This window comes from Tersicoccus phoenicis, assembly GCF_001968835.1.
In the GTDB taxonomy this organism is placed as follows: Bacteria; Actinomycetota; Actinomycetes; order Actinomycetales; family Micrococcaceae; genus Tersicoccus; species Tersicoccus phoenicis.
The window spans coordinates 225,665-248,968 of record NZ_MRDE01000016.1 but is presented as its reverse complement, the minus strand read 5'-3'; the positions used below and the strand labels follow the sequence as shown (position 1 = coordinate 248,968).

Sequence of the window (23,304 nt, the reverse complement as noted above, 5' to 3'; positions counted from 1 at the left end):
TCGGCGATCGTGCGCGAGGACTCGATGACCGCACGAACGGCCTCGACCTTGAACTCCTCACTGAACTTCCTCGGAGCCATCAATTCCCTTCCCATCTCCCAAGAAATCCTACCTTGGGGTTCGTGGTCCGGAATCAATCCCTCACCTCAAGGCTAGTATCCCGAAACGCCCCCCACGCACGATAAAGCCGCAGGTCACGAACCCGGCCGCCGCAGAGCCACACCACCGTGCATCAAGTCAGGTTGGATCGCAACTGGCCGACATCCTCGTCGAAATCGACGTCGTTGCCGCTGTCCCATCGGCATAGCCGGCTCCACCACGAGCCGCTCGCTTACGTTCGCGCGGTCGAGAACAAATTGGGCCCTGTACACAGCGCTGGAAATCATCGCCGTCGAGAATTCGATCTCTGGGGTCAAACCGGCCCACGAACCTCAGAAATTCGATTCTCGGCGAGCGAGTGTGGAGTGGTCATGGCACGTTCGCCGCAGCAGCCTCGCGAATGAGTCTTTCTCCGTCGTACCGGGTGATGAAGCGCTGCTTCACGAGAGCGTTGGTGTTCTTCGTGACGGCCCGCACGTAAGCACCGTGGGACGGGTAGATCTGCCGCAGGAGGGCCTGGCTGAAGGGCACTTCGTGACCCGCGATCGCACAGAACGAGGGCCCGGTCGAGCTGCCGTACCACGTGGACGTGGGCACGTCGAGGTAGGGGGACCGCAACCCCCCGACGACGTTGCCCCATCGGTCCAGGACGGGCGCGCCGTTCTGCACCACGATGGGTGATCCATACGGAGGGGCGATTCCTCGACGCACCCACTCATCCAGGTTCTGGAGCATGGCGTCGAAGAAGATCTGGCTGGGAAAGCGGCTGCGTGGACCTTCGTTGCAGTCCATGGGCGGCACCGCACGGCCACCCTTCTCGATGTCGGCCGGGGCGGCGGCGTAATTCAACTCCGTCGGGGTGGCATGCCCGGCGCCGGCCATCTCGTACTGTCGGTAGGCATCGGTGGGAACGTCGCTGTCGGGTCTGCGCGCGGTGATACCGCGCAGGTAGTCCGACTGGGACATCACATGGATGATCGGGACGCCGACGTTCGAGAACTGCCGGCGGGGGTCGTCGAGGGGAGGAACGGCTTCGCACTGGTTGATGGGATAGATGCCGGCGAACGCACCACCGGCGACCGCAACGATGTACGCGTCGTAGATAGAGCGGCCGGTCTGCTGGACCACGCGCGGGGCCACCGCGTTGATGTAGTCGTACATGTATCCACCGGTTTGCGAATACCCGAAGCCGTACAACTTCAGCGGCTGCCGAGGGTCCCTGCCGCCATAGTGGACGGGGCTCTTCGCCGAGGGGGTGCGCAGCAGTTGCCCGACCTGGCTGTAGATATCCCAGGCCAACCCGTTCTCCGTGGACCGAGAGCTGTCCGACGGCACGGTCGCGCAGTTGTTCGGATCGTCCAGCGACAGGGGATTGCTCATCGCCAGCGGCTTGTACCGGACCGGGTTGAAGGTCTTGAGGGTCTGAATGGACACCGGTTTCACGGTGACGCCCACCCACGCGTCCCCGTTGCGGGTCAGCTGGTCGTGCATGAGGCCCCACCCCAGGTTCAGATCGAACAGGTTCGAGGGGTTCAGTGGTTCGACGACGACGTTGCCGCTGAAGCTGGCGGCCTTTGCGGGTCGGCGGACCAGGATGCGCGTGGTGTAGGGCGCGTTGGCGGTGCGGACCACGGCGGGACCCGGCGCGGGCCACGTGTACACGTTGGCCAACCCGCTGACGAAGTACTCCTCCTCGACGTAGCCGATGGCGGCCAGATTCTCGGGGATCCGGGTATGGTTCGCCGCTCCGAACGGATAGGACGTCGTGGTCACCCTGATAGGGTCGGTGATCCGCGACGACGTCACCGGCGCACCTGCAGGCCTCTTCGCGGCAGATGCCACTGGAGCCGGCACCCCGGCGCCCGGGATGGCGGGAGAATCCTGGTCGTTTGCCTGCGGTGAGATGTTCGCCGACGCCAGGGTGGCCGGGACATCGGACGCGGGTTGCGCGAGGGCGGGTGCCACGGCCAACGACAGGGCCGCAATCCCGGACGCGAGAGCAGTGCCGAATCTCCGCCGGAATCGATGACCGGAATCGGCGGTTCGCGTTGATGTGGCAGTACGGTATGCCATGGTTCCTCCCCGGTGGCGCCGCCCTGGGGATCACCCGAAGTGGGTACACGTCCAGGTTGTGCTCAGGTTAGGAGCAGAATCCTGATCGAGCAAGGGTTCGGTGTCCGCGGTGGGCGTGCAAGAAGACGCGACCGCAGGAGCCCCCGCCTCACCGGACGATGAGCACGTCCAGGTGCCGCGGTCCGTGCACGCCCTCGACCCGCTCCAGCTCGATGTCGCTGGTCGCGGACGGTCCGGAGATCATCGTCGTCGGCCGCGTCGGCGTCAGCCGTTCGAGTGCCTCCGGGACGAGCGCCACGATCGATGCGACCGGCACGATGCAGATGTGGTGATCCGGTACCAGCGTGATCGCCCGGCGGCCCTGGTCGGGGGATCCGTCGAGGAAGATCGTGCCGGTCTGCGCCACCGAGACGGCGCTGCTGGTGACGACGGCGCCCGCCTGGTCGAGGATGCCGACCTCCAGCGGCGACTCGGGGGAGTCCACCAGCCGGCGCGCCGCCGTCGGGATCTCGGCCAACGGATGGGTGGCCTCGTCGAGCGCGGGCGGTACCACGTACGACGGCGCGTCCCCCAGCCGACGGGCGACGGCGTCGGCCAGGTCGGCGGCGTCGATGACCTCGACGTCGGCCCGGTAGTCGACGAGCCGGTCCACGAGCAGCTCGATCCGCTCCTCGGTGCTCAGGTCCGACTCACGCCGGTACGCGCGCGGCACCCGGGGCGCGGACGCGGCGTTTCCCCCAATGGCACCGCGTACGCGGGCGAGGATCTCCTCCTTCGCGCTGAGCGCCGTCGTTCCCGTCGTCCACGCTGCGCTCGTCGTCTCCCCGTTCACGATTGCTCCTCACGACCGGCGCTGCCGGAACCACCGGCGCTCCTCTGCCGCTTGCGCCAGATGGTGTGGAACGACTCGGCCGGGGGGGCTGGGACGTCCCGGCTGGAGGTCCACTTGCCGGCGACGCCCGGGAGCCGGGAGAACTTGTGGTCGCGGCCCGCGAACAGGGTGCCGAGCGGCAGGGCCCGTTCGAGGGCGGCCATCCGCCGTCCGTCGGCCATCATCCACTGCGCACCCTTGAGGGCGGCGTCGAGCTGACCGGTCAGCTTCCCGGCCTTCTTGCGGGCCGTGACGTCCTCACCGCGCAGGTGCACCAGGATCTCCGGGATGTTGATCTTCACCGGGCAGACGTCGTAGCACGCGCCGCACAGGGACGACGCGTACGGCAGGGACCCGTTCTCGCCGGCCTCGACGCCGGTCAGCAGCGGGGAGAGGATCGCCCCGATCGGCCCGGGATACGTCGACCCGTACGCGTGCCCGCCCGCCCGCGAGTAGACGGGGCACACGTTCAGGCACGCGGAGCAGCGGATGCAATTCAGCGCCGCCCGGCCGTGCTCGTCCGCCAGCGCCGCCGTCCGCCCGTTGTCCAGCAGCACGACGTGGACGTTCTGCGGGCCGTCACCGGGCGTGACCCCCGTCCACATCGAGGTGTACGGGTTCATCCGCTCGCCCGTGGAGGAGCGCGGCAGCAGCTGCAGGAACACCTCCAGATCCCGGTAGCTGGGCAGCAGTTTCTCGATGCCCATCACGGTGATCAGGGTCTCGGGCATCGTCAGGCACATCCGCCCGTTGCCCTCGGACTCCACCACGGTCAGCGTCCCGGTCTCCGCGATGCCGAAGTTGGCCCCCGAGATGGCGACCTTCGCGCGCAGGAACTGGGCGCGCAGGTGCTTGCGGGCGGCCATCGCGAGCAGCCGCGGCTCGTCGGAGAGGGCGGGATCGACGTCCGGCATCTCCGTCAAGAAGATGTCCCGGATCTGCGCGCGGTTCCGGTGGATCGCCGGGACGAGGATGTGGCTGGGCATGTCGTGCCCCAGCTGCACGATCAACTCGGCGAGATCGGTCTCGTACGCGTCGATGCCCACGTCGGCGAGGTACTCGTTCAGGCCCATCTCCTGGGTGGCCATGGACTTGACCTTGACCACCTCGCGCCGGCCGTCCGGACCCGCGGGTTCCGCCTCCCGGACCAGGTCGGCCACGAGCCGGTTGGCCTCGTCGGCGTCCCGGGCCCAGTGCACGACGCCGCCGCGCGCGGTCACGTTCGCCTCGAACTGCTCGAGCAAGGCGGGTAGGTCCGCCATCACCCGGGTCTTGATCGCCGAGCCGGCGTCGCGCAGGTCCTCCCAGTCGTCCAGTTCGCCGACGACGCGGGCACGCTTGGCCCGGATGGTCGACGTCGCCCGGCCCAGGTTCGCCCGCAGCTGCGTGTTGGACAGCTCCCGCCGCGCGACGTCGGGGAACGGCTCGCGTTCGACGATGTTGCCGACGCCGTGCGCGGGCCGGACCTGCGGCATGCCGAGATCGGTGCTCATCGGAGGCTTCCTCCTGCCAGTTGGGCCGTGCCGGTGTACTCCAGCGGGTCGTCCCGGGTGCTCGCCAGGATCTGGGCCAGATGCACGGTGCCGAGGCCGGTGCTCTCCCGGGACATGCCACCGCCCAGGTGCATCAGGCACGAGGCGTCGCCGCCCGTGCACAGGGACGCGCCGGTGGCGATGACGTTGTTCACCTTGTCCACCAGCATCGCGGAGGAGACCTCGGGGTTCTTGACCGAGAACGTGCCGCCGAAACCGCAGCACTCCTCCGCCTGGGGCAGTTCCCGCAGGTCGATGCCCTCCACGGTGCGCAGCAGGCTCAGCGGCCGGTCGCCGAGCCGCAGCAGCCGCAGGCCGTGACACGACGGATGGTACGTGACCGCATGCGGGAACCACGAGCCCAGCTGCGCGCCGGCGTCGGTCACCCCGAGCACGTCCGTGAGCAGGGAGGTCAGCTCGTACGTGCGAGCACCGATCGCATCGGCCCGGCCGGCGAGGTCCTCGTCACCGACCCGGTGGGCGACCATCGCGTGCTGGTGCTTGACGGAGGCGACGCAGGAACCGGACGGCGCGACGGCGACGTCGTACTCCTCCGCCTCGAACGCGCGCACGTGGTTGCGGATCACCGGCACGGACGCGTCCAGATAGCCGGAATTGACGTGCATCTGCCCGCAGCACGCCTGGCCGGCGGGGAAGACGACCTCGTGGCCGAGCCGTTCCAGGATTGTGACCGTGGCCACGGCGACCTGGGGGTACATCGCGTCCACGATGCACGTGGCGAACAGGGCGATTCTCATGCGGCCTCCTGGCGGCGACGCGGGTCGTTCCCCGTGTGGTCAGACCATCGTAGGTGATGCAGCTTACACGGCAACGCACGCGATGTGGCTCGTACTGTGCGTCCTGGCGTTCCTGCCGTCGACGCCGGTGCCGGGATGGGTGCTGGCCCGAGCCGCCGGCCTTCGGTGGGGTGCTTGAATGAGGTCAGTTCACTGACCGGAAGGGGTCCTCGTGCCGTCGGATCGTTCGTACCAGGTGGTGCTCGACGGCGTCGAGGCCGAGCTCCGGCGCGGCGAGCTGGCTCCGGGCGACCGGTTGCCCGGGGAGCGGGCGCTGGCCACCAAGTACGGTATCTCCCGGGCGTCCGTCCGCGAGGCCCTGCGCGTGCTCGACACGATCGGCCTGCTCAAGTCCGCCGTGGGTTCCGGGCCGGCCTCCGGTTCGACCCTCATCTCGGAACCCGCGACCGGGATGGCGCGGGCCATGCGCCTGCACATGGCGGCGCGGAACCTTCCGCTGGACGACATCGTCCGGACGCGGATGCTGCTGGAGGGCTGGGCCGCGCGGGCGGCGGCGGAGCGGGTCGCCGCGCACGGCACCGACTTCCCGGAGTTGGCGGAGGCATCGGCGCTGCTGGCGGACATGGACGGCGACGACGTCGACCGGGTGCGGTTCCACATCCTCGACTCGCAGTTCCACCTCGCCGTGTCCGCGCTCGCCGGCAGCGTGGTGATCAGCACCATGATGGACTCGATGCGCGAGACCATCCGCGGGTACGTGATCGACGCCTTCACCGATCTGGCGGACTGGACCGAGGTGGCCGCGGAACTGCGGGCACAGCACCGGGGGATCCTCGGCGCCGTGCTCGACGGCGACGGGGACGCCGCAGAGGAGCGGGCACGGTCGCACATCGCCTGGTTCGTCGAGCGGGCCATCCACTGACCGCTCTTTCGACGTCGCCGTCGCAAGCCGGTGAGTTAGCGGCTCCCGCCCGAACGCGGGGCTTTCTGAGCACGGCATTCGGGCGGAGGCCGCTAAGTCACGGGAGGTGGGGCGTCGAACCGGATGATCTGGCGCACCGCGCGGCCGTCGGCCAACTCGTCCATCGCCGCGTTCAGATCCCCCAGGGCGATCGTGGAGGACACCAGTTCCTCGACCGGAAGCCGGCCCTCCCGCCACATGGCGGTGTACGCGGGGATGTCGCGGGCGGGGACGGCGGAGCCGAGGTAGGAGCCGATGATCGTCCGGGCGCCGGCCGTGATCCCGAGCGGAGCGATGCTGGCCCGCGCGTCAGGTGAGGGCAGACCCACCGTCACCAGGGTGCCGCCGACGGCGGTCGCGCTCAACGCGGTCTCGAAGGCCCGCGGATGCCCGGCGGCCTCGATCACGATGGGCGCCGCGATGCCGCGGCCGGTGACCTCGTCCGGGCTCCACGCCGCGCCCGCGCCGAGCTCCCGGGCCCGGCTCAGCTTTCCGGGGTTCGCGTCGACGCCGATCACGGTGCCCGAGCCGGTCGAGGTAATGGACAGCGCCACCAGCAACGCGGCCATGCCCACCCCGCCGAGCCCGACGACCACGACGTCGTCGTCCGGCCCGGGCCGGCCCGCGTTCAGCACCGCGCCACCGCCCGTCAGCACCGCGCAACCGAGCACGGCGGCGACCTCGGGCGGGACGTCGTCGTCGACCGGGACGACGGAGGCACGGTGCAAGACGGCGTGGGTCGCGAACCCGGAGACGCCGAGATGGTGGTGCACCGGGGCCCGGTCGCGGTGCAGCCGACGTCCGCCGCCGAGCAGCTGTCCGGCCTCGTTCGCGGCGGATCCGGCGGTGCAGGGCAGTCGTCCCCCGGTCCGGCAAGCGGCACACCGTTCACAGCGGGGCAGGAACACGGTGACGACCCGCTGGCCGACGTCCAGATCCGTGACGTCGTCGCCGACCTGCTCGACGATGCCCGCGGCCTCGTGTCCGAGCAGCATCGGCGTCGGGCGGACGCGGTTGCCGTCGACGACGGACAGATCCGAGTGGCACACCCCGGCGGCCTCGATCCGGATCAGCACCTCGTGATCGCCGGGCGGGTCCAGCTCCAGTTCGCCGATGGTCAGCGGCCGGCTCGACGCGAAGGGTCGTTCGCTGCCGGTGGACTCGAGCACGGCTCCGGTGATGCGCATGCTGCCACCCTAGGGTCTACCCCGCGTCGGCGGGCGCCGTGGCGGCGGGTGACTGCCGCAGCCCGCACCGGCCCCTCGGCGCCGCTCGGTCCCCGTCCCGTCGTTGACTATTGAATTTCGGGGCTTCCCAGGGCGGTCACAGCCCCGAAATTCAATAGTCAACGCGGGGGAGCCGCCGGGGCGTGATCGCCGCAATGGTGCGTGCGGAGCTACAGCCGGGGGACGGCGGCGAGCAGCGACCGGGTGTAGTCGGCCCGCGGGTGCGCCAGCACGTCGGCAGTGGCCCCGGACTCCACCGTGCGGCCGTCCTTGAGCACGAGCACCTGGTCGCACAGATGGGCGACGACGCCGATGTCATGGGAGACCAGGATGAGGGTGAGCCCGAGGTCGGCGCGCAGCCCCCGCAGCAGGTCGAGGATCTGCGCGCGGACCGTGACGTCCAGCGCGCTGAGCGGCTCGTCGCCGACCAGCAGCCGCGGCCGGTGCACCAGCGCGCGGGCCAGGGCGATGCGCTGCCGCTGGCCGCCGGAGAACTCGTGCGGGTAGCGGTCCACCATCGCCGGCTCGAGCCCGACGGCGGTGAGCACCCGGGCGACGACGTCGTCGGTCTCATCCGGCGTACCGGCCAGGCCCAGGGCGTGCAGCGGCTCGGCCACGATCGTCCCGACGTCCATCCGCGGATCCAGGGACGCGTACGGATCCTGGAAGACGATGCCGGTCTGCCGACGCAGCCACCGCAGATCCGTGCCGCGACCCCCTGTCCGACGGCGGACGACCGGGCGGCCGTCCACGGTGACGGCGCCGCGCGTCGGGGTGTCGAGTCCCAGCAGCAGCCGGACGAGGGTGGTCTTGCCGGACCCGGACTCGCCGATCACTCCGAGCGAGGCCCCCTCGGCCAGGTCGAGATCGACGGTGTGCAGGGCGGAGCGCACGGGCCGCGGACCGGTCAGCCGCTCCCGGCGCAGCGCGTGGTCCCGACCCAGGCCACGGGCGCTGAGATAGGAGTCACCGATGAACGCGTCGGGCGCGGTCGGCGCGCCACCGCTCGCACCATCATCCGGGCCGACCGGGTTGCCCGCATCGACCGGGCCGAGCACGCCGTCCCCACGAACCTCGGGACCGCCGCCGGTGGACCCGTCGTCGTGACCGCTGCCCGGCGGGAAGGCCGTACTCATCGGCCCACCACCGTGCCGGTACCGGCCCCACCGGGAGCCAGGCCCGTCGCCCGTGCCGCGGCGACCAGGCCCCGCGTGACCGGATGCTCTGGCGCGTTGACCACACGCGTCGTCGGGCCGGACTCGATGACCCGGCCGCCGGCCATGACGACGACGTCGGTGCAGACCCGGGCGAGGACGGCCAGGTTGTGGGTGATGAAGACCAGGCTGGAGGACTGCTCGGCGACGAGCCGGTCGAACAGGTCGAGGATGGCGGCCTGCACGGTCACGTCCAGCGCCGTCGTCGGCTCGTCGGCGATCAGCAGCCCCGGGTTGCAGGCGACCGCGATCGCGATGCCCACCCGCTGCCGCTGTCCGCCGGAGAGTTCGTGCGGATACCGGTCGACGATCCGGTCCGGTTCGGGCAGCCCCACCCGGGCGGCGAGGTCGACGGCGGCCTGCCGGGCCTGGCCACGGGAGAGCCGGTAGTGCAGGCGAAGGGGCTCGGACATCTGTCGGCCGACGCGGCGCAGCGGGTTCAGCGCGGTGCGCGGCTCCTGGAAGACCATACCGATCGCGTCGCCGCGGATCCGGGCGAGTTCGCGTTCGCTCGCGCCGAGCAACTCCCGCCCGTCCAGGTCGACCGAGCCGGTGACGCTCGCCGATGCCGGCAGCAGCCCGGTGACGGCGAGCGCGGTCAGAGTCTTGCCGGAACCGGACTCGCCGATGATGCCGAACCGGCCGCCGTCGGGCACGGCGAACGTGACCGTGTCCACCACGGCGCGGTCGCCGATCGTCACGGTCAGATCCGTGACGGTCAGCGCCACGAGGTCGGCCTCTGCACGGATGCCAACCTACCGTGCGGCATCACCCGGCAGGGAACGGGTGTGGAGCCCGACACGCAACGGCACGGAACGGGTGCGGATTCGCTCGCCGCTGCCCCACTTGGCCCCCGCCCGCGCCCGGCGGGTTCGGTGCGGGCCGGTGCCCACCACGGCCCCCGCCCGCGCCCGGCACGCAACGGCCCGGGCCCCACCGCGGCAACTCGCTCAGGGGCGGTGCGGGTCACCCCACGACGAACTGCCGCCCGCGTCGTGCTCACCGGTGCCCCAGGGCTGGGTGGGGTACGTCCCGGTGGGAGCGCCCGGGGCCTGGCCGGGGTACGGGGGCGTCGGACCCGCGGAGCCGAAGCCGCGGCCCGCCGTCGGCGGCTGCGCGCCCTGCCGCATCATGGCCACGATCTCCGTGGTGTTCTCGGCGGTCCGGATCGTCGCGAGCAGCGCCTCCAGGCCCACGCGTGCGAGCACGAGGTACAGCAGGACGATGACGGCGCCGAAGATCAGCGCGAAGAGGCCGGCGACGGGGTTGCGCGAAGCGAATCCGGCGATCAGGAAGGCCAGGAAGAAGATGGCCAGCGCCACCATGATGAGCACGTAGACGATCTTGACGATCGCCGGCGAGATGAAACGCGTGAACGAGAGGTCGAAGAGCGCTTTCATGATGGTTCCCCCGGATCGATGACGTGTGACGCCGTCAGTCAATCACGGGCCCCACCGGATGACTGGTCAATTGACGCCGGTTTCGCCCGAGATGTCGCCGCAGAACGCGCATCGATTGACCAGTCGCCGCGGTGGGAGCGGGGAAGCGTGGGCGGGGGAGGGCCCCGAGAAGACGAGGGCCACCCGGATCACGCGCCCAGACCCAACGAGCCGGCGGACTCGGAGCCACGCCGCCGGGACGACCGGGATGTGCCCAGCGTCGGGTCGGTCGCCTCGCGCAACGCGTCTCCGAGCAGATTGAGGGCGAGCACCGTGACCGCGATCGCCGCGCCGGGCCAGAACGCGGCCAACGGACGCGTGGTGACGTGGTCCTGCATCTCGGCGAGCATCCGGCCCCAGCTGACCACCGACGTCGGCGCCCCATAGCCGAGATAGGACAGTCCCGCCTCGGCCAGCTGCGACAGGGCCATGGTCAGGGACAGCTGCACGATGAAGGCGGGCGCGATGTTGGGCAGGATGTGGCGGGCGAGGATCCGGGTACGCGTCAGCCCGGCGGCCTCGGCGGCGAGGACGTAGTCGGCGCCGGCGACGACCCGGAACTCGCTACGGAGCACCCGGGAGGCGCCGACACCGTACCCGATCCCGACGGCGACCACGACGACGGTCAGGGAACCGCCGAACGTGGCGGCGAGCATCATGGCGATCAGCAGGGTCGGGAACGCGATCAGCACGTCCACGACGACGGCCACCGGTTCGCGTACCCAACGGGTGGTCAGCGTGCTCAGGGCGCCGAAGACGAGCCCGACGACGGCGGCCAGCAGCGCGGAGAGCACCGCGACCTGCACGGCGACCCGGGATCCGACCAGCACCCGGGAGAAGATGTCGCGGCCGATCTGGTCCGTGCCGAACCAGTGGTCCGGGCCCGGGGCGTCCCACAACCGCGGCGAGGCCGCCATCGGATCGTACGGCGTCCAGACCAGTGAGACGAGGGCGGCGAGGACGACGAGGGTGAGCACGGTGAGGGCGGCGAGGCCGATCGGCCGGTGCAGCAGCCGGTGGGCGGTGCCCGGGCGGCGACCGCGCTGCGTCCCTCGCGCCCGGGCCACTCGAGTCGGGGCTCCTGGTTCCCGCCCCGTCGGCCGCCGGGCGTTCACGAGCCGATCTCCCGTTGCCGCGGGTCGATCAGCCGGTGCACGACGTCGACCACGGTCCCGACGACGAGCACCAGGGCGGTCAGGACGAGGATGGTGGACTGCACCTTCGGCAGATCCCGGTTGCCGACGTCGGACACCAGCATCCTGCCCAGGCCGGGCAGCGCGAACAGCTGCTCGATCACGACGGCACCGACGATCAGACCGGCGACCTGCAGTCCCAGCACCGAGACGATGGACAGCCCGACACTGGGCAACCCGTGCGTGACCAGCGCCCGGGTGCGGGTCATGCCCTTGGCGGCGGCGGTCCGGACGTGATCCTGCCCGAGGGCGGTGAGCGTCGCGGAGCGGACGAAACGCAGCAGCACGGCACCCTCCACGACGCCGATGGTCAGCGCCGGCAGCATCAGCGAGTGGAAGGCGCGCCACGGCCGGGCCCAGCCGTCCAGCGGGAAACCCTGCGCCGGGAACAGCCCGAGACCGAGGGCGAAGACGGCGATGAACATCATGCCGGCCCAGACGGCGGGCACGGCGGCGAACAGCTGCCCGAGAACGCCGAGGACGCCGCCGTCCGGGTGGTGCCGTCGCACGGCCGCGATCACACCGAGCGGCAGGGCGACGAGCAGCGCGATGGCCAGGCTGAGCAGCGCCAGCGGCACGGTCACCTGCATCTTCTGCACGAGTTCGTCCGCGACGGGCACGCCGGTGAGCAACGAGGTGCCCAGATCGAGGCGCAGCACGCCGCCGATCCAGTGCAGGTACTGCAGAACGAGCGGGTCGTCCAGACCCAGACCGGCGCGGATGGCGGCCAGCTGCTCCGGGGTCGCCGTCGTCCCCCCGATCACCTGCGCGACGTCACCCGGCAGCACCCGCAGCGTCAGGAAGATCAGCACGCTCGTCACCTCGAGGGCGACCAGCAGCAGCCCGAAGCGGGTGAGGAGGAACCGGAACACGGGCTCCAGTCTGGCAGGTCCGGGGTCGCGCAGGGCGCGGGACGGTGGTGCTGCCCACACGGGACCGTCATCATGGAGACATGGGAAAGCAGTATCGAGCGACCGCCGAGGCGAACAGCCGCAATCCGCAGGACTGGGGCCGCGCGATGGCGTGGGCCATGTCCGACCTGTCCACTCAGGCCCTGGCCGACGACAGCCACGAGCGCCTGTTCGGGGAGGATCTCGTGCTGCGGGTCAGCCCCACCGACGAGGGCGTGGAGATCGCCCTGAGCTGGGAGGCGCCCGACGGCGTGGAACGGTCGGACACGGGCGCCATCGTGATGGGCACGGGCCACGACGACGACGTCGCCGACCCGGAGGAAGGAGCGGCGCACCCGACCTGACGGCTTCGGGCCGTCCCGGCGTCGGCCGCGCTCGCAGTGGAGCCCGAACAATGCCGTCCTTGTTCGGTTGGGGGCGCCCCGGCCCGAACAGTGGTGCCGATGTTCGAGCCGGAGTGTGAGCGGGACCGCCCTAACGGGTGATGGACACTTCGGCCAGGTCCAGGCGTGACGTCGTGGCGTCCGTGGGGAAGCCGTGCACCCGGTCCGAGATCGCCGTCAGCGCCTTGCCACTGTAGACCCACTTGGCGGGCGCGTCCTCGGCCACCAGCCGAGCTGCCTGCTTCAGGTCGGCGCCGGCCTCTGCCTCGGAGGTCGCCCGCTGCGCCTGCTGGTAGAGCTGCGTGACCTTCGGGTTGCGGTAGTTGAAGTAGTAGTCCGGGTTGGCGTAGTTGCCGAAATCCCGCGCCTCGGCGTGGTTGACGAAGCTCAGATCGTAGTTCTTGTTCGTGTACACGTCCGTCAGCCAGGTCGGGAACTCGACCTGGCGCACCTTGAGGGTGACGCCGACGGCGGCGAACTGGGAGACCAGCAGGTCCGAGACGGTGGTGCCGTACACGCTGGGAATGGTCAACGTCAGCGTCAACGTCGACGCACCGGCGGCCGCGAGCAGCTTCTTCGCGTTGTCCGGGTTGTAGGCGTTGATCGCGGTCAGATCCTCGTAGCCGGGGTCCAGTTCGGGGATCGGGCCGCCGAGCTTGGTGCCACCGCCGTTGATGGCGCGGAGGATCGCGTCGGTGTCGATGGCCTGGCTGAGCGCCTGGCGCACCTGGAGCTTGTTCAGGGGAGCCCTGCCGCTGTTGTAGGCGAGCGTGTACTCGTCATTGGTGCGGCCCTCGGCGATCGTGTAGCCGCGGACGCCGCGTACCTGGTCGAGCAGGGTCGGGTCGAGGGCGGTCTGCACGTCCACGGAGCCGGAGAGCACCGCGTTGTTGGCGGACGAGGCCTGGGGGAGGTAGGTGAAGTCGACGCCGGCCAGCCTGGCCTTCTCGCCCCAGTAGCCGTCGAAGCGCTTCAGGGACAACGTCGAGCCCTGCTTCCAGGACGCGACCCGGAACGGCCCGGTCCCGTTCGCCGTCGTTGCGAGGTCGTTTCCGGCACCCTGCTTCAGGACCAGCCCGGCCCGTCCGGCGAGGGCGAACATGAGGTTCGAGTCCGGGCGGGCGAGGGTGAGCCGGATGGTGGGACCGTCGGCGGTGATGGACCGCACCGCGGCGAGGTCGGCGTGGTTCGCCAGGCTCGCGTCGTTCTTCACCTGGGTGAGGGAGGCGACGACGTCCTGCGGGGTGAGGGCGGCCCCGTTGTGGAAGGTCACGCCGTCCCGGAGGACGAACGTGTACGTCAGCCCGTCGGCCGACACCTCGTGCCGGGACGCGAGGACGTCCCGATACTGCCCGTCGGCGGTGCGGGAGACGAGACCCTGGTAGACGTTGTCGATGAGGGCCTGCTCGAGCGCGACGCCCGCGGTCTTGCGGATGTTCAGGTTGGTCGGCTCCAGCCGCAGCCCCAGCCGCAGGGTGGCGCCGGTGTCCACCGCGCCGGCGGATCCGGACGGCGACGCCGTCGGACGCCCGTTCAGGTTGGCGACCACGGCGATCACCCCGGCGATCAGCGCGAGCACGACGACGCCGACGATGATCGGCAGCGCGGGGCCGCGCCGACGGCGGCGCTCGAAACCCACGCGGGACGTGGAGCCGGGGGACGGCCTGCCGGGGCTGGGCGTGTGGTCGTCAGACATGGAGTGTCCTCATCGTTGCGGCAGCGGGCAGCCGGGAACGCTTGACCCGTCAAGCGAAGAATTCTAGACCTCCCGGCGGACCGTCGGCTGAGCGGTTGATCACACCGCCCGCGGATGCCCGACGCCGGGCGCCGGGCGGGACTCCGGACACGCGGCGCCCGGGGCCGCCGCCGCCGGTCCGGGCACCCGTCAGACCGGCGACGGCCGCTCACCGAAGGCGCGGACGATGTCGGCGAGTGCGGCCGGGGAGTCCTCCTGGACGTTGTGCCCGGAATCGAGCTCGACGACGTCGCCACCGGGGACGCGGCGCCGGAACGCGCCGATCTGCGCGTTGTCGACGACACCCTGCCGTCCGCGGATCAGCAGGACGGGAATGGTCAGGGCGGCCAGGGGGGACCACAGCGCGGAGCTGTCCCGCCCGGCCGCCAGCGCCGTCTCCGGGTCCAGGTGGGCGAGGTGGTGCTTGAACTCGTAGCGCCCGTCGTCCCGACGCCGGGTGTTCAGGGTGACGCCGCGGGTCAGCGCGCCGCGATCCGGGCCGTAGCCGAAGGCCAGGGCCCGGTCGACGATCTGCTCCCGGTTCTCGTACTGCCGCTGACCGGTCATGAACTCCCGGATCTGGGCGAGCGTCGGCTTGCCCGGGGTGGCCGCCGGCTCGGCGGCGCCCGGGTCTCTGCCCGGCCCGACCGGCCCACCCGGCCCGACCGGCCCAGGGCCGCCCGTGTCCCCCGCCCCCTCGTCGGCGTCGTCGCTCTCACCCGGCGGCACCGTCGGGACGATGTCCACGAGGATCAGGTGGGAGACCAGTTCCGGGTGGGTGGCGGCCAGCACGATGCCGGTCAGACCGCCGAGCGACTGCCCCACGACCACCTGCGGGCCGGCATCGAGCCCGGCCAGCAGCTCCGCCACGGCCTCGGCGTTGCGGCCCGGTCCGTAGTCGGCGTCCTCGCGCCAGGTCGAATCGCCGTGCCCGGGCAGGTCGACGGCGAGGGCGCCGACGTTCAGGCACAGCACGGTGGGGTCCCAGGTGTGCGCGTTCAGTCCCGCACCGTGCAGCAGCGTCACCTGGGGCGGGTGCGATCCCCATTCGATGGCGGAGACGACGGCGTCGTCCTTCCGGGTGATGTTCACCCGGCGGTGTGCGGGCAGTGCCGTGCCGATGCCCACCCGGTCGGCGTCGTCGGGCAGGAACGAGAACTCGTCGGGCTCGGCGGGTCGGCCGGCCCCGGCGTCCTCGTCCGTGGCGTCACTCGGCTCGGTCAGGTGCGGATCGGTCATGCTGCTCCCTCGACGACGGCGCTCTCGGTCCCCATCCTGCCGTACCCCGCGGTCACCGGTGCGGTCTCGTCGGGGGCGGTGTCTAGGCTCGAGGCGTGGGGACGACACGCGAGCGCCGCAACGCCGGAAGCGCCGACGGCGCCGGCATCGACCGGCGGATCCTCGCGCTCGCGGTACCCGCCCTCGGTGCGCTGCTGGCCGAACCTCTGTTCCTGCTCGCGGACTCGGCGATCATCGGGCACCTCGGCGTGGACCAGCTGGCCGGCGTCGGCCTCGCCGCCACGGTCGTGCAGACCGCCGTCGGGCTGATGGTGTTCCTCGCCTACTCGACGACGGCCTCCGTCGCCCGCCGGCTCGGTGCGGGGGACCGGGCCACGGCGCTCGCGATGGGCCGCGACGGCATGTGGCTGGGCGGGGGCATCGGGGTCGTGCTCGCCGTCGCCGGTTGGATCACCGCGGACCCGGTGGTGCGCGCACTGGGGGCGGACGGCGCCGTCGCCGGCTTCGCCTCTGATTTCCTGCGCTTCAGCATGCCCGGGCTCGTCGCCATGCTGCTGGTGCTCGCCGCCACCGGGGTGCTGCGGGGCCTGCAGGACACCCGCACGCCCCTCGTCGTCGCCATCGGCGGCTTCGGCCTGAACATCGTGCTCAACGTGCTGCTGGTCTACGGTGCCGGGTGGTCGGTGACCGGGGCCGCGGTCGGCACCTCCCTGGCTCAGTGGACGATGGCGGTCGTCTACCTGGTGATCCTCGGCCGGGCGTTCGCGGCCGAGGAGTTGAGTCTGCGCCCGTCCGTCGTCGGCATCATCGCCGCGTCCCGGGTCGGCTCGTGGCTGATGCTGCGCACGCTCAGCCTGCGGATCGCGATCCTCACCACTGTGCTGGTGGCGACCGCTCAGGGTGCGGTCAACCTGGCCGCGCATCAGTTGACGATGACGATGTTCAACTCCCTGGCCATGGTGCTGGACGCCCTGGCCATCGCCGGGCAGGCGCTGATCGGCAAGGAACTGGGCGTTGGGGATCTGCCGCTGGTCCGCGCCCTGACTCGCCGGATGATCGCCTGGGGCACCGGCTTCGGCGTCGTCACCGGTGTCGCCCTGGCGGTGGCCGCTCCGTGGCTCGGGTTCCTGTTCACCGGGGACGCCGCCGTGCGCGCCGCCTTCACGGTCGCCGTGCTGGTGCTCGCGGTCGGCCAGCCGATCTGCGGGTTGGTCTTCGTGCTGGACGGCATTCTGATCGGGGCCGGCGACGCCCGCTATCTCGCCCTGACGGGGCTGGTGAACCTGGCCACCTATTTGCCGCTGCTGGTGTGGGTGCACCTCGGCGGGTCGCGGGGCGTCGCGGCCCTGGCCTGGCTGTGGGCCGCGTTCGCGATCGGCTACCTCGCGTCCCGTGCCCTGACCCTCGGTCTGCGCGCCCGGTCGGGAGCGTGGCTGGTCACCGGCGCGGCATCTGGGGCGGACCACTAGACTGTGCGCGATGCCTTCCACCGCCCACGCGCCGCGCTTCACCGGCCGCGCCTGGCCGCTGCTGCTCACTCGCGGGCTCGTCTGTGCCCTGTTCGGGCTGACCACCACCTTCTGGACGACGCCGGGCGACGATGCCATGCGCGCACTGACCGCGGTCTACATGGTGCTCACCGGGTTCGTGAACTGGCGCCTCGCCGTCGCCGTGCGCGACCGTCGGGTGCTCGCCTCCGCCCTGACCGTCATCCTGTTCGGCGTGCTCGTGCTGCCGGCGCCCAATCATGCCGTCTTCGCCATGGTGGCCGCGCTCGGGTTGACGTTGTTCGGCGTCATGGAGGCGACCGTGAGCTGGATGTCCAGGCGCACCCACCCCGTGATCGGCGACGGGATCATCACCGGCCTGGTGACCGCCGGCTCCGGCATCATCCTTCCGCTGCTGCAGGACCTGGGACCGCGCGGCATGCTCGGCATCCTCGGCGGCGGGGCCATCGTGTGCGCCGTCGTGATGCTGATCGGCGCTCTCACCGTCCGGCACGAGACCATCGCCGGGTCACTGCCCGCCTGACGACGACGTACACTGGAAACCGCGGCCGCCGCGCACGACTGGCGGTCCGTTGTCGTGAAGGAGGAGTGCCCGTGCCGCAGGACCGTCAGCGGTCGACGCGAGGGATCAAGGCCACCGTGAGGGCACCGCTGATCTTCTCCGCGGTCCTGGCCGCCGTGGCGTTCGTCGTCGTCCTCTTCGCCGCCTCGGGCGGCACCGCCAACCGGATGCGCATCGACACGGCCGTCGTCGCGGCAGGTATCGCCTTCATCGTCTCCCTCGTCGTGGCCGCCATGCTGATGATGATCGAGAAGCCCAACGCGGACCACCTCGGCCAGGGCAGCGGCATCAACCGGGTGTCCTCCCGCATCCCGGGCGGCGCGGCCAAGGCGCCCACGGACCCGAACCACGTCGACGGTCCCGAGTACGGGCAGCGGCGTTCCGGTGAGGACGGCTGAGGCTACGCGACCACACGAACGCCGCACGGACGCCGTTGGCTCCCCGTCGAGTGTCCGGCTGATGCGGTCACCGGGGACGGATGACGACGTCGTCGGTCCACTCACTCGGCGGGACGGCCGCGACGACCGAGGCGAGGGGCCGCGCGTTCAACCGCCGGGCGTGAACCGGCGCAGCCGGAGACTGTTGAGCACCACGAACACGGAGCTGAAGGCCATCGCCCCGCCGGCGATCATCGGGTTGAGCAACCCCAGAGCCGCTACCGGGATCGCGAGCACGTTGTAGGCGAACGCCCAGAACAGGTTGCCCCGGATGGTGCCGAGGGTCCGCCTGGACAGGTGCACGGCGTCCGCGACCTTGCCCAGGTGGTGACTCATCAGCGTGATGTCCGCGGCCTCGACGGCGACATCCGTCCCGGTGCTCATGGCGAGACCGAGGTCCGCCTGGGCCAGCGCCGCGGCGTCGTTGACACCGTCCCCGGCCATCGCGACCGTCGCCCCCTCGTGCTGCAGGCGCTCGATCACCGCGACCTTCTCGGCCGGGCTGACGCCGGCGTGCACCCGCTCCGGCTCGATGCCCACGCACTCGGCGACGCGCCGGGCGGCGTGCTCGTTGTCCCCGGTGAGCAGCACCGGAGTGAGCCCGAGCCGGCGCAATCTGCCGACGGCCTCGGCGGCCCCCGGCTGCACCGCGTCCCGCAGCGTGATGATGCCCGCAACCTGCCCGTCCACGGCGACGAGGACGGCGGTAGCACCGTCGCCCTCGGCAACGGCCAGGCGCTCCCGGGCGTCCTCGTCGACGTCGACGCCGCTGCGGCGCAGCCAGTCCTCCCGGCCGACGACCACCATGTGCCCCGCGCCGCCCTGCTCGGAGAACGGTTCGAGCACGAGCCCACGGACGCCGCCGCCGGGAGCGGAGACGAACTGCTCCACCGGTGCGGGCCTGGGCCGGGTGCCGGCGAGGGCGCGGGCGATCGGGTGTTCGCTGGCGTGTTCGACGGCGGCGGCCAGCCGCAGCACACGGTCGCCGTCGTCGGCGTCGACCTTCTCGACGGTCAGTCTGCCGGTCGTCACGGTGCCCGTCTTGTCGAGCACGATCGTGTCCACCCGGCGCGTGTCCTCGAGCACGTCCGCGCCCTTGATCAGGATGCCGAGCTGCGCGCCGCGGCCGGTGCCCGTCAGCAGGGCCGTGGGGGTCGCCAGCCCGAGCGCACACGGGCACGCGATGACGAGGACGGAGACGGCCGCGGTGAGCGCACCCGTCAGGTTGCCGGTGGTGAACAGCCAGAGGGCGGCGGTGACCACGGCGATGACGAGAACGACCGGGACGAACAAGCCGCAGATCCGATCCGCCAGCCGGGCGATCGGCGCCTTGCCGCTCTGTGCCTCGCTGACCAGCCGACCCATCCGGGCGAGCGCGGTGTCGGCGCCGACGGCGGTCGCCCGGACGATCAGCCGGCCACTGGTGTTGACGGTCGCGCCGGTGACCTCGTCGCCGTCGGTCACTTCGACCGGCATCGACTCGCCCGTGATCAGTGAGGTGTCGACCGCACTGGAACCCTGCACGACGACGCCGTCGGTGGCGATCTTCTCGCCCGGCCGGACGACGAACGCGTTCCCGGTCCGCAGTTCCGCGACCGGGACGGAGACCTCGACGACGTGGCCGTCCGGGCCGCGGCGCAGCACGGCGGCGCTGCGGGCACCGAGGTCGAGCAGTCGGCGCAGTGCTTCGCCGCTGCGTGCTCTGGCCTTCGCCTCGGCGAATCGGCCCAACAGCAGGAAGCTGGTCAGCACCGTCGCCGTCTCGAAGGAGAGGGCGGGGTGCTGCCCGTGTCCCGGGCGAGCGGTCAGATCGGGCTGGAGCACCAGTTGGACGGCCGGGAGCAACCAGGCGACCGCGATGCCCAGGGAGACCAGCGTGTCCGTGGTGCTGGCGCCGTGGCGCGCGTTGACGGCGGCCGACCGATGGAACGGCCACGCGCACCAGCTGACCACCGGCGCCGAGACGGCGGCGACCACCCAGCCCCAGTTCGGGAACTGCAGTGCCGACACCATGGAGATCAGGAACACCGGGACGGTCAGCACCAGTGCGGTGAACATGCGCAACCGCGCCGCCGCGTCTGGCCGGTCACTCGGCGCCTGGTCCGAGGTGGTGACCTCGCCCGCTGCGCCCTCGCCCCTACCGGGCCTCTCGGGCCCCGCGGGTACGGGAGGCAGGAGGCGAGCACCGTAGCGCTTGAGTCTGCGCTCCACCCGGTACACGCGCGACGAGCAGGTCATGCCCTCGATCGCCAGATCCACGACGCGGGTGCCGTTGGTCATGCCCCTGGTCCGCCTCCTGCCGGGCGCCCGGCGTCTGCTCCGGTGCGGTCGGGTCAGTCGGCGTCGGCACCGACCATGACGTACCCGGCCTCGGCGATCGCCTCACTGATCGCGCTCTCGCTGACCGGGGCCGCGGTCGTGATCCGGGCGGTGGAGACGCCCCCGTTGACCAGGTCCACGGACACGTTCTCGACGCCGTCGAGGGCGGTCAGTTCCTCCGTCACGGAGCTGACGCAGTGGCCGCAGGTCATGCCGGAGATCTTCACGGTGGTGGTCATCGGTTCCTCGATTCCTCGATTCGGATGGGTTGACCCGTCGAACTATACCCCGGAGGGGTATGCCCGACAAGCACGGCGCCGACCGCGCGCGGAAGGGGCGGCCGGCGGTGGTGACGGCGTTCGCTCAGCCCTCGGCGGCGACGGCGGTGGCCATGGCGTCGGCGTCCTCGAGCGCGGCGAGGTACCGTTCGGCGTCGAGCGCGGCGGAACAGCCCGAGCCGGCGGCGGTGATGGCCTGGCGGTAGCGGTGGTCCACCGCGTCACCGCAGGCGAAGACGCCGGAGAGGTTGGTCATGGTGGTGGGGGAGTTGACGAGGATGTAGCCCTCGTCGTCCAGGTTCACCTGGCCCTTCACCAACTCGGTACGCGGGTCGTGCCCGATGGCGACGAAGACGCCGGTGGCGGCCTTCTCGCGTTGCTCACCGGTCACGGTGTCGCGCAGGGTCACGCCGGTGACCTTGCCGTTCTCGCCGCCGTGGATCGCGGTGATCTGGCTGTTCCAGGCGAAGCTGATCTTCTCGTTGTCGATGGCGCGTTGGGCCATGATCTTCGAAGCGCGCAGCTGATCGCGGCGGACGACGACGGTGACCGACTTGCCGAAGCGGGTGAGGAAGGTGGCCTCCTCCATGGCGGAGTCGCCGCCACCGACGACGACGATGTCCTGGTCCCGGAAGAAGAACCCGTCGCAGGTGGCGCACCAGGACACGCCGTGCCCGGAGTAGCGCTGCTCCTCGGGCAGGCCGAGTTCCTTGTAGGCCGAGCCGGTGGCCAGGATGACGGCCGGCGCCTGGAAGGTCTCGCCGTCGGCGGTGGTGACGGTCTTGAGGTGGCCGTGCAGGTCGAGGGAAGTGGCGTCCTCGAACAGGATCCGCGCGCCGAACCTCTCGGCCTGCTCCTGCAGGTTCTGCATCAGGTCGGGGCCCTGCACGCCGGTCGGGAAGCCGGGGAAGTTCTCCACCTCGGTGGTGTTCATCAGCGCGCCGCCGCTGGTCACGGAGCCGGCCAGCACGACGGGGTTCAGCCCGGCCCGGGCGGCATAGATGGCTGCGGTGTACCCGGCGGGGCCGGATCCGACGATGATGATCTGCTCAGTCACTGCTGCTTCTTTCGTCTTGCGGTGCTCTGGTGGGACAACGCCCCGCTCCGGCGCGGCATTCCCACGATACCGGGGTCGGCAGGCGGCCCGTCGACCGCCTCGCGGCCCGGTCGCCGGCAGTTGGCCGGTTCCTCGCAGCCGGGCCGGTCTCTCGCGCCTCGCAGCCGGGCCGGTCTCTCGCGCCTCGGGCCCGAACCGTGGCGTCGATGAGGCAGGATGAGGGCATGAACGCTCGCAGAGGCAGACGTCCACCGGACAAGCGCACGTGGTTGGAGCGGCTGAGCGCGTGGATGCGGCGCCGCGGCTGGCGCTGACCGCCTCGTCCGCCATCGTCCGCCGATTTCCACCGATCCGCTCGGCGGGCAGTGCCCGATGGGACAGCTACTACCGATTGGGACACGTCGTCACCGCCTCGGCGGTAGGAACTGTCCCATGTGCGGCGCCGCGGCTGGCGCTGACCGCCTCGTCCGCCATCGTCCCCCGATTTCCGCCGAGCCGCTCGGCGGGCAGTGCCCGATGGGACAGCTACTACCGATTGGGACACGTCGTCACCGCCTCGGCGGTAGGAACTGTCCCTATGGCGAGGGCCGGTCCGGACGCCAACGACCGCGTGACCATCACCGGCCGGGTGAACGCAGCGCCCCCATCGCGGCGACCACCACCAGCGCCACCCCGGCCGACTCCAGCCAGCCGACGTGCTGGGCCAGCAGGACGGCGCCGGTCAGGGTCGCCACCGCCGGCGCCAGCGCGATCAGCACCGAGAAGGCCGCGGCAGGCATCCGGCGCAGCGCCAACAGCTCGACGGCGTACGGCACGGTCGAGGAGAACAGCGCGACGACGGCGCCCAGGGCGAGGACGCCCGCGTCCAGCACGGCCGTCCCTGCCTGACCGACGCCGAACGGCAGCGCCAGCACCGTGCCGAACGCCATCGCGATGGCCAGACCCTGCAGCCCCGAGAACGCCGCGCCCACGCGCCGGGACGCGAGGATGTAGGCCGCCCACATGGTTCCGGCGCCGAACGCGAACAGCACCCCGGGGACGGTGAGCTGGCCGAACCCGCCACTGCCCAGCATCCCCACGCCGGCCGCGGCGAGCAGCGCCCACAGCCACGCCGCGGCCCGCCGCGCCAGCACCACCGACAGCACGAGCGGGCCGAGGATCTCGAACGTCACCGCCGCGCCGAGCGGGATCGAGGCCAGGGCGGCATAGAACAACAGGTTCATGACGCCGATCGACACCCCGAACAGCAGCGCCGCCGCCCAGTTTGCCCGGGTGATCCCGCGCACGGTGGGTCGGCTGAGTGCCAGCAGGAACACCGCCGAGAAGAACAGGCGAAGCAGCACCATGCCGGCCGGCCCGGTCCGGGGGAAGACGAGCACCGCGATGGCGGCGCCGATCTCCTGCACGAACAGGCCGAACACTACGAGCCCGGCAGCCCCGGCGGTGGATCCGGTCGGCAACCCGGCCGCCCCGTCGGGGGAAGCGGTCCGGGGCGTCATGCCACCACGG

Annotated in this window: 21 protein-coding genes; 5 read left to right on the top strand and 16 right to left on the bottom strand. The window is 71.3% G+C overall.

The window, feature by feature from the left end:
* Window positions 1-468: 468 nt before the first annotated feature.
* The 4 genes from BKD30_RS03770 to BKD30_RS15765 all read right to left on the bottom strand — a co-directional run bounded on the left by BKD30_RS03770 (window position 469) and on the right by BKD30_RS15765 (window position 5,333).
* Entirely contained in the window at window positions 469-2,172 is a 1,704-nt protein-coding gene (locus BKD30_RS03770; RefSeq protein ID WP_408033352.1) for an alpha/beta hydrolase domain-containing protein, read from the bottom strand.
* 148 nt (window positions 2,173-2,320) lie between these two features.
* Window positions 2,321-3,004 (bottom strand): LutC/YkgG family protein, encoded by a 684-nt coding sequence (locus tag BKD30_RS03765; protein ID WP_076702101.1) that lies wholly within the window; start codon window positions 3,002-3,004, stop codon window positions 2,321-2,323.
* Window positions 3,001-4,536 carry a lactate utilization protein B gene (locus BKD30_RS03760; protein WP_076702098.1) on the bottom strand — a complete coding sequence of 512 codons (1,536 nt, stop codon included), beginning with the start codon at window positions 4,534-4,536 and terminating at the stop codon, window positions 3,001-3,003. Before BKD30_RS03760 ends, BKD30_RS03765 begins: the two co-directional genes overlap by 4 nt.
* Window positions 4,533-5,333, bottom strand: a complete 801-nt coding sequence (locus tag BKD30_RS15765; RefSeq protein WP_076702096.1) for a (Fe-S)-binding protein — start codon at window positions 5,331-5,333, stop codon at window positions 4,533-4,535. Before BKD30_RS15765 ends, BKD30_RS03760 begins: the two co-directional genes overlap by 4 nt.
* A gap of 211 nt (window positions 5,334-5,544) precedes the next feature.
* Here BKD30_RS15765 and BKD30_RS03750 point away from each other — a divergent pair, with 211 nt between their 5' ends.
* On the top strand, window positions 5,545-6,255 hold the full coding sequence (locus BKD30_RS03750; RefSeq protein ID WP_076702093.1) for a FadR/GntR family transcriptional regulator: 711 nt from the start codon (window positions 5,545-5,547) through the stop codon (window positions 6,253-6,255).
* A 92-nt stretch (window positions 6,256-6,347) separates the two neighbouring features.
* Here BKD30_RS03750 and BKD30_RS03745 read toward each other — a convergent pair whose 3' ends face one another.
* The 6 genes from BKD30_RS03745 to BKD30_RS03720 all read right to left on the bottom strand — a co-directional run bounded on the left by BKD30_RS03745 (window position 6,348) and on the right by BKD30_RS03720 (window position 12,238).
* Complete coding sequence (locus BKD30_RS03745; protein WP_076702090.1) at window positions 6,348-7,481, bottom strand: alcohol dehydrogenase catalytic domain-containing protein; 1,134 nt, start codon at window positions 7,479-7,481, stop codon at window positions 6,348-6,350.
* A 209-nt stretch (window positions 7,482-7,690) separates the two neighbouring features.
* Window positions 7,691-8,656: an ATP-binding cassette domain-containing protein gene (locus BKD30_RS03740; protein ID WP_083955979.1), complete on the bottom strand. Its 966-nt coding sequence runs from the start codon at window positions 8,654-8,656 to the stop codon at window positions 7,691-7,693.
* Window positions 8,653-9,462, bottom strand: coding sequence for an ABC transporter ATP-binding protein (locus tag BKD30_RS03735; RefSeq protein WP_076702088.1), 810 nt, complete (start codon window positions 9,460-9,462; stop codon window positions 8,653-8,655). The genes BKD30_RS03740 and BKD30_RS03735 overlap by 4 nt, the downstream gene beginning before the upstream one ends.
* A 222-nt stretch (window positions 9,463-9,684) precedes the next feature.
* Window positions 9,685-10,134 (bottom strand): DUF4282 domain-containing protein, encoded by a 450-nt coding sequence (locus BKD30_RS03730; RefSeq protein WP_076702084.1) that lies wholly within the window; start codon window positions 10,132-10,134, stop codon window positions 9,685-9,687.
* Between the two features lie 188 nt (window positions 10,135-10,322).
* The gene (locus tag BKD30_RS03725; RefSeq protein WP_235861401.1) at window positions 10,323-11,240 is read right to left on the bottom strand and encodes an ABC transporter permease; all 918 of its coding nucleotides are present in this window, start codon (window positions 11,238-11,240) and stop codon (window positions 10,323-10,325) included.
* Window positions 11,241-11,284: 44 nt separating this feature from the next.
* Window positions 11,285-12,238: an ABC transporter permease gene (locus BKD30_RS03720; RefSeq protein WP_076702081.1), complete on the bottom strand. Its 954-nt coding sequence runs from the start codon at window positions 12,236-12,238 to the stop codon at window positions 11,285-11,287.
* An 80-nt stretch (window positions 12,239-12,318) separates the two neighbouring features.
* On the opposite strand from BKD30_RS03720, the gene BKD30_RS03715 reads away from it, so the two are divergent.
* Window positions 12,319-12,621: a hypothetical protein gene (locus BKD30_RS03715; RefSeq protein WP_076702079.1), complete on the top strand. Its 303-nt coding sequence runs from the start codon at window positions 12,319-12,321 to the stop codon at window positions 12,619-12,621.
* 130 nt (window positions 12,622-12,751) lie between these two features.
* Here BKD30_RS03715 and BKD30_RS03710 read toward each other — a convergent pair whose 3' ends face one another.
* A complete protein-coding gene (locus tag BKD30_RS03710; protein ID WP_083955978.1) occupies window positions 12,752-14,356 on the bottom strand; it encodes an ABC transporter substrate-binding protein in 1,605 nt (534 codons plus the stop codon).
* Window positions 14,357-14,545: 189 nt separating this feature from the next.
* On the bottom strand, window positions 14,546-15,634 hold the full coding sequence (locus tag BKD30_RS03705) for an alpha/beta fold hydrolase (protein ID WP_076702076.1): 1,089 nt from the start codon (window positions 15,632-15,634) through the stop codon (window positions 14,546-14,548).
* Between the two features lie 95 nt (window positions 15,635-15,729).
* On the opposite strand from BKD30_RS03705, the gene BKD30_RS03700 reads away from it, so the two are divergent.
* From BKD30_RS03700 to BKD30_RS03690, 3 genes are all read left to right on the top strand, one after another.
* The gene (locus tag BKD30_RS03700; protein ID WP_408033351.1) at window positions 15,730-17,103 is read left to right on the top strand and encodes an MATE family efflux transporter; all 1,374 of its coding nucleotides are present in this window, start codon (window positions 15,730-15,732) and stop codon (window positions 17,101-17,103) included.
* Between the two features lie 10 nt (window positions 17,104-17,113).
* Window positions 17,114-17,665, top strand: a complete 552-nt coding sequence (locus BKD30_RS03695; RefSeq protein WP_076702072.1) for a hypothetical protein — start codon at window positions 17,114-17,116, stop codon at window positions 17,663-17,665.
* 71 nt (window positions 17,666-17,736) lie between these two features.
* Window positions 17,737-18,102 carry a hypothetical protein gene (locus BKD30_RS03690; RefSeq protein WP_175578471.1) on the top strand — a complete coding sequence of 122 codons (366 nt, stop codon included), beginning with the start codon at window positions 17,737-17,739 and terminating at the stop codon, window positions 18,100-18,102.
* 147 nt (window positions 18,103-18,249) lie between these two features.
* Here the strand turns inward: BKD30_RS03690 and BKD30_RS03685 are convergent, their stop codons facing one another.
* The 4 genes from BKD30_RS03685 to BKD30_RS03670 all read right to left on the bottom strand — a co-directional run bounded on the left by BKD30_RS03685 (window position 18,250) and on the right by BKD30_RS03670 (window position 23,294).
* Window positions 18,250-20,154 carry a copper-translocating P-type ATPase gene (locus BKD30_RS03685; protein ID WP_408033354.1) on the bottom strand — a complete coding sequence of 635 codons (1,905 nt, stop codon included), beginning with the start codon at window positions 20,152-20,154 and terminating at the stop codon, window positions 18,250-18,252.
* Window positions 20,155-20,474: 320 nt separating this feature from the next.
* Window positions 20,475-20,699: a heavy-metal-associated domain-containing protein gene (locus tag BKD30_RS03680; RefSeq protein WP_076702063.1), complete on the bottom strand. Its 225-nt coding sequence runs from the start codon at window positions 20,697-20,699 to the stop codon at window positions 20,475-20,477.
* A gap of 124 nt (window positions 20,700-20,823) precedes the next feature.
* A complete protein-coding gene (gene trxB, locus BKD30_RS03675) occupies window positions 20,824-21,795 on the bottom strand; it encodes a thioredoxin-disulfide reductase (RefSeq protein ID WP_076702060.1) in 972 nt (323 codons plus the stop codon).
* Window positions 21,796-22,412: 617 nt separating this feature from the next.
* Window positions 22,413-23,294, bottom strand: coding sequence for an EamA family transporter (locus BKD30_RS03670; protein WP_076702056.1), 882 nt, complete (start codon window positions 23,292-23,294; stop codon window positions 22,413-22,415).
* Window positions 23,295-23,304 lie beyond the last annotated feature (10 nt).

What these genes read in the sequence shown, in the direction of transcription:
- BKD30_RS03770 (WP_408033352.1), bottom strand. Translation starts at nt 2,172, where the DNA reads ATGGCATACCGTACTGCCACATCAACGCGAACCGCCGATTCCGGTCAT.
- BKD30_RS03760 (WP_076702098.1), bottom strand. Translation starts at nt 4,536, where the DNA reads ATGAGCACCGATCTCGGCATGCCGCAGGTCCGGCCCGCGCACGGCGTC.
- BKD30_RS15765 (WP_076702096.1), bottom strand. Translation starts at nt 5,333, where the DNA reads ATGAGAATCGCCCTGTTCGCCACGTGCATCGTGGACGCGATGTACCCC.
- BKD30_RS03745 (WP_076702090.1), bottom strand. Translation starts at nt 7,481, where the DNA reads ATGCGCATCACCGGAGCCGTGCTCGAGTCCACCGGCAGCGAACGACCC.
- BKD30_RS03740 (WP_083955979.1), bottom strand. Translation starts at nt 8,656, where the DNA reads ATGAGTACGGCCTTCCCGCCGGGCAGCGGTCACGACGACGGGTCCACC.
- BKD30_RS03730 (WP_076702084.1), bottom strand. Translation starts at nt 10,134, where the DNA reads ATGAAAGCGCTCTTCGACCTCTCGTTCACGCGTTTCATCTCGCCGGCG.
- BKD30_RS03715 (WP_076702079.1), top strand. Translation starts at nt 12,319, where the DNA reads ATGGGAAAGCAGTATCGAGCGACCGCCGAGGCGAACAGCCGCAATCCG.
- BKD30_RS03710 (WP_083955978.1), bottom strand. Translation starts at nt 14,356, where the DNA reads ATGTCTGACGACCACACGCCCAGCCCCGGCAGGCCGTCCCCCGGCTCC.
- BKD30_RS03705 (WP_076702076.1), bottom strand. Translation starts at nt 15,634, where the DNA reads ATGACCGATCCGCACCTGACCGAGCCGAGTGACGCCACGGACGAGGAC.
- BKD30_RS03695 (WP_076702072.1), top strand. Translation starts at nt 17,114, where the DNA reads ATGCCTTCCACCGCCCACGCGCCGCGCTTCACCGGCCGCGCCTGGCCG.
- BKD30_RS03685 (WP_408033354.1), bottom strand. Translation starts at nt 20,154, where the DNA reads ATGGTGTCGGCACTGCAGTTCCCGAACTGGGGCTGGGTGGTCGCCGCC.
- BKD30_RS03680 (WP_076702063.1), bottom strand. Translation starts at nt 20,699, where the DNA reads ATGACCACCACCGTGAAGATCTCCGGCATGACCTGCGGCCACTGCGTC.
- BKD30_RS03670 (WP_076702056.1), bottom strand. Translation starts at nt 23,294, where the DNA reads ATGACGCCCCGGACCGCTTCCCCCGACGGGGCGGCCGGGTTGCCGACC.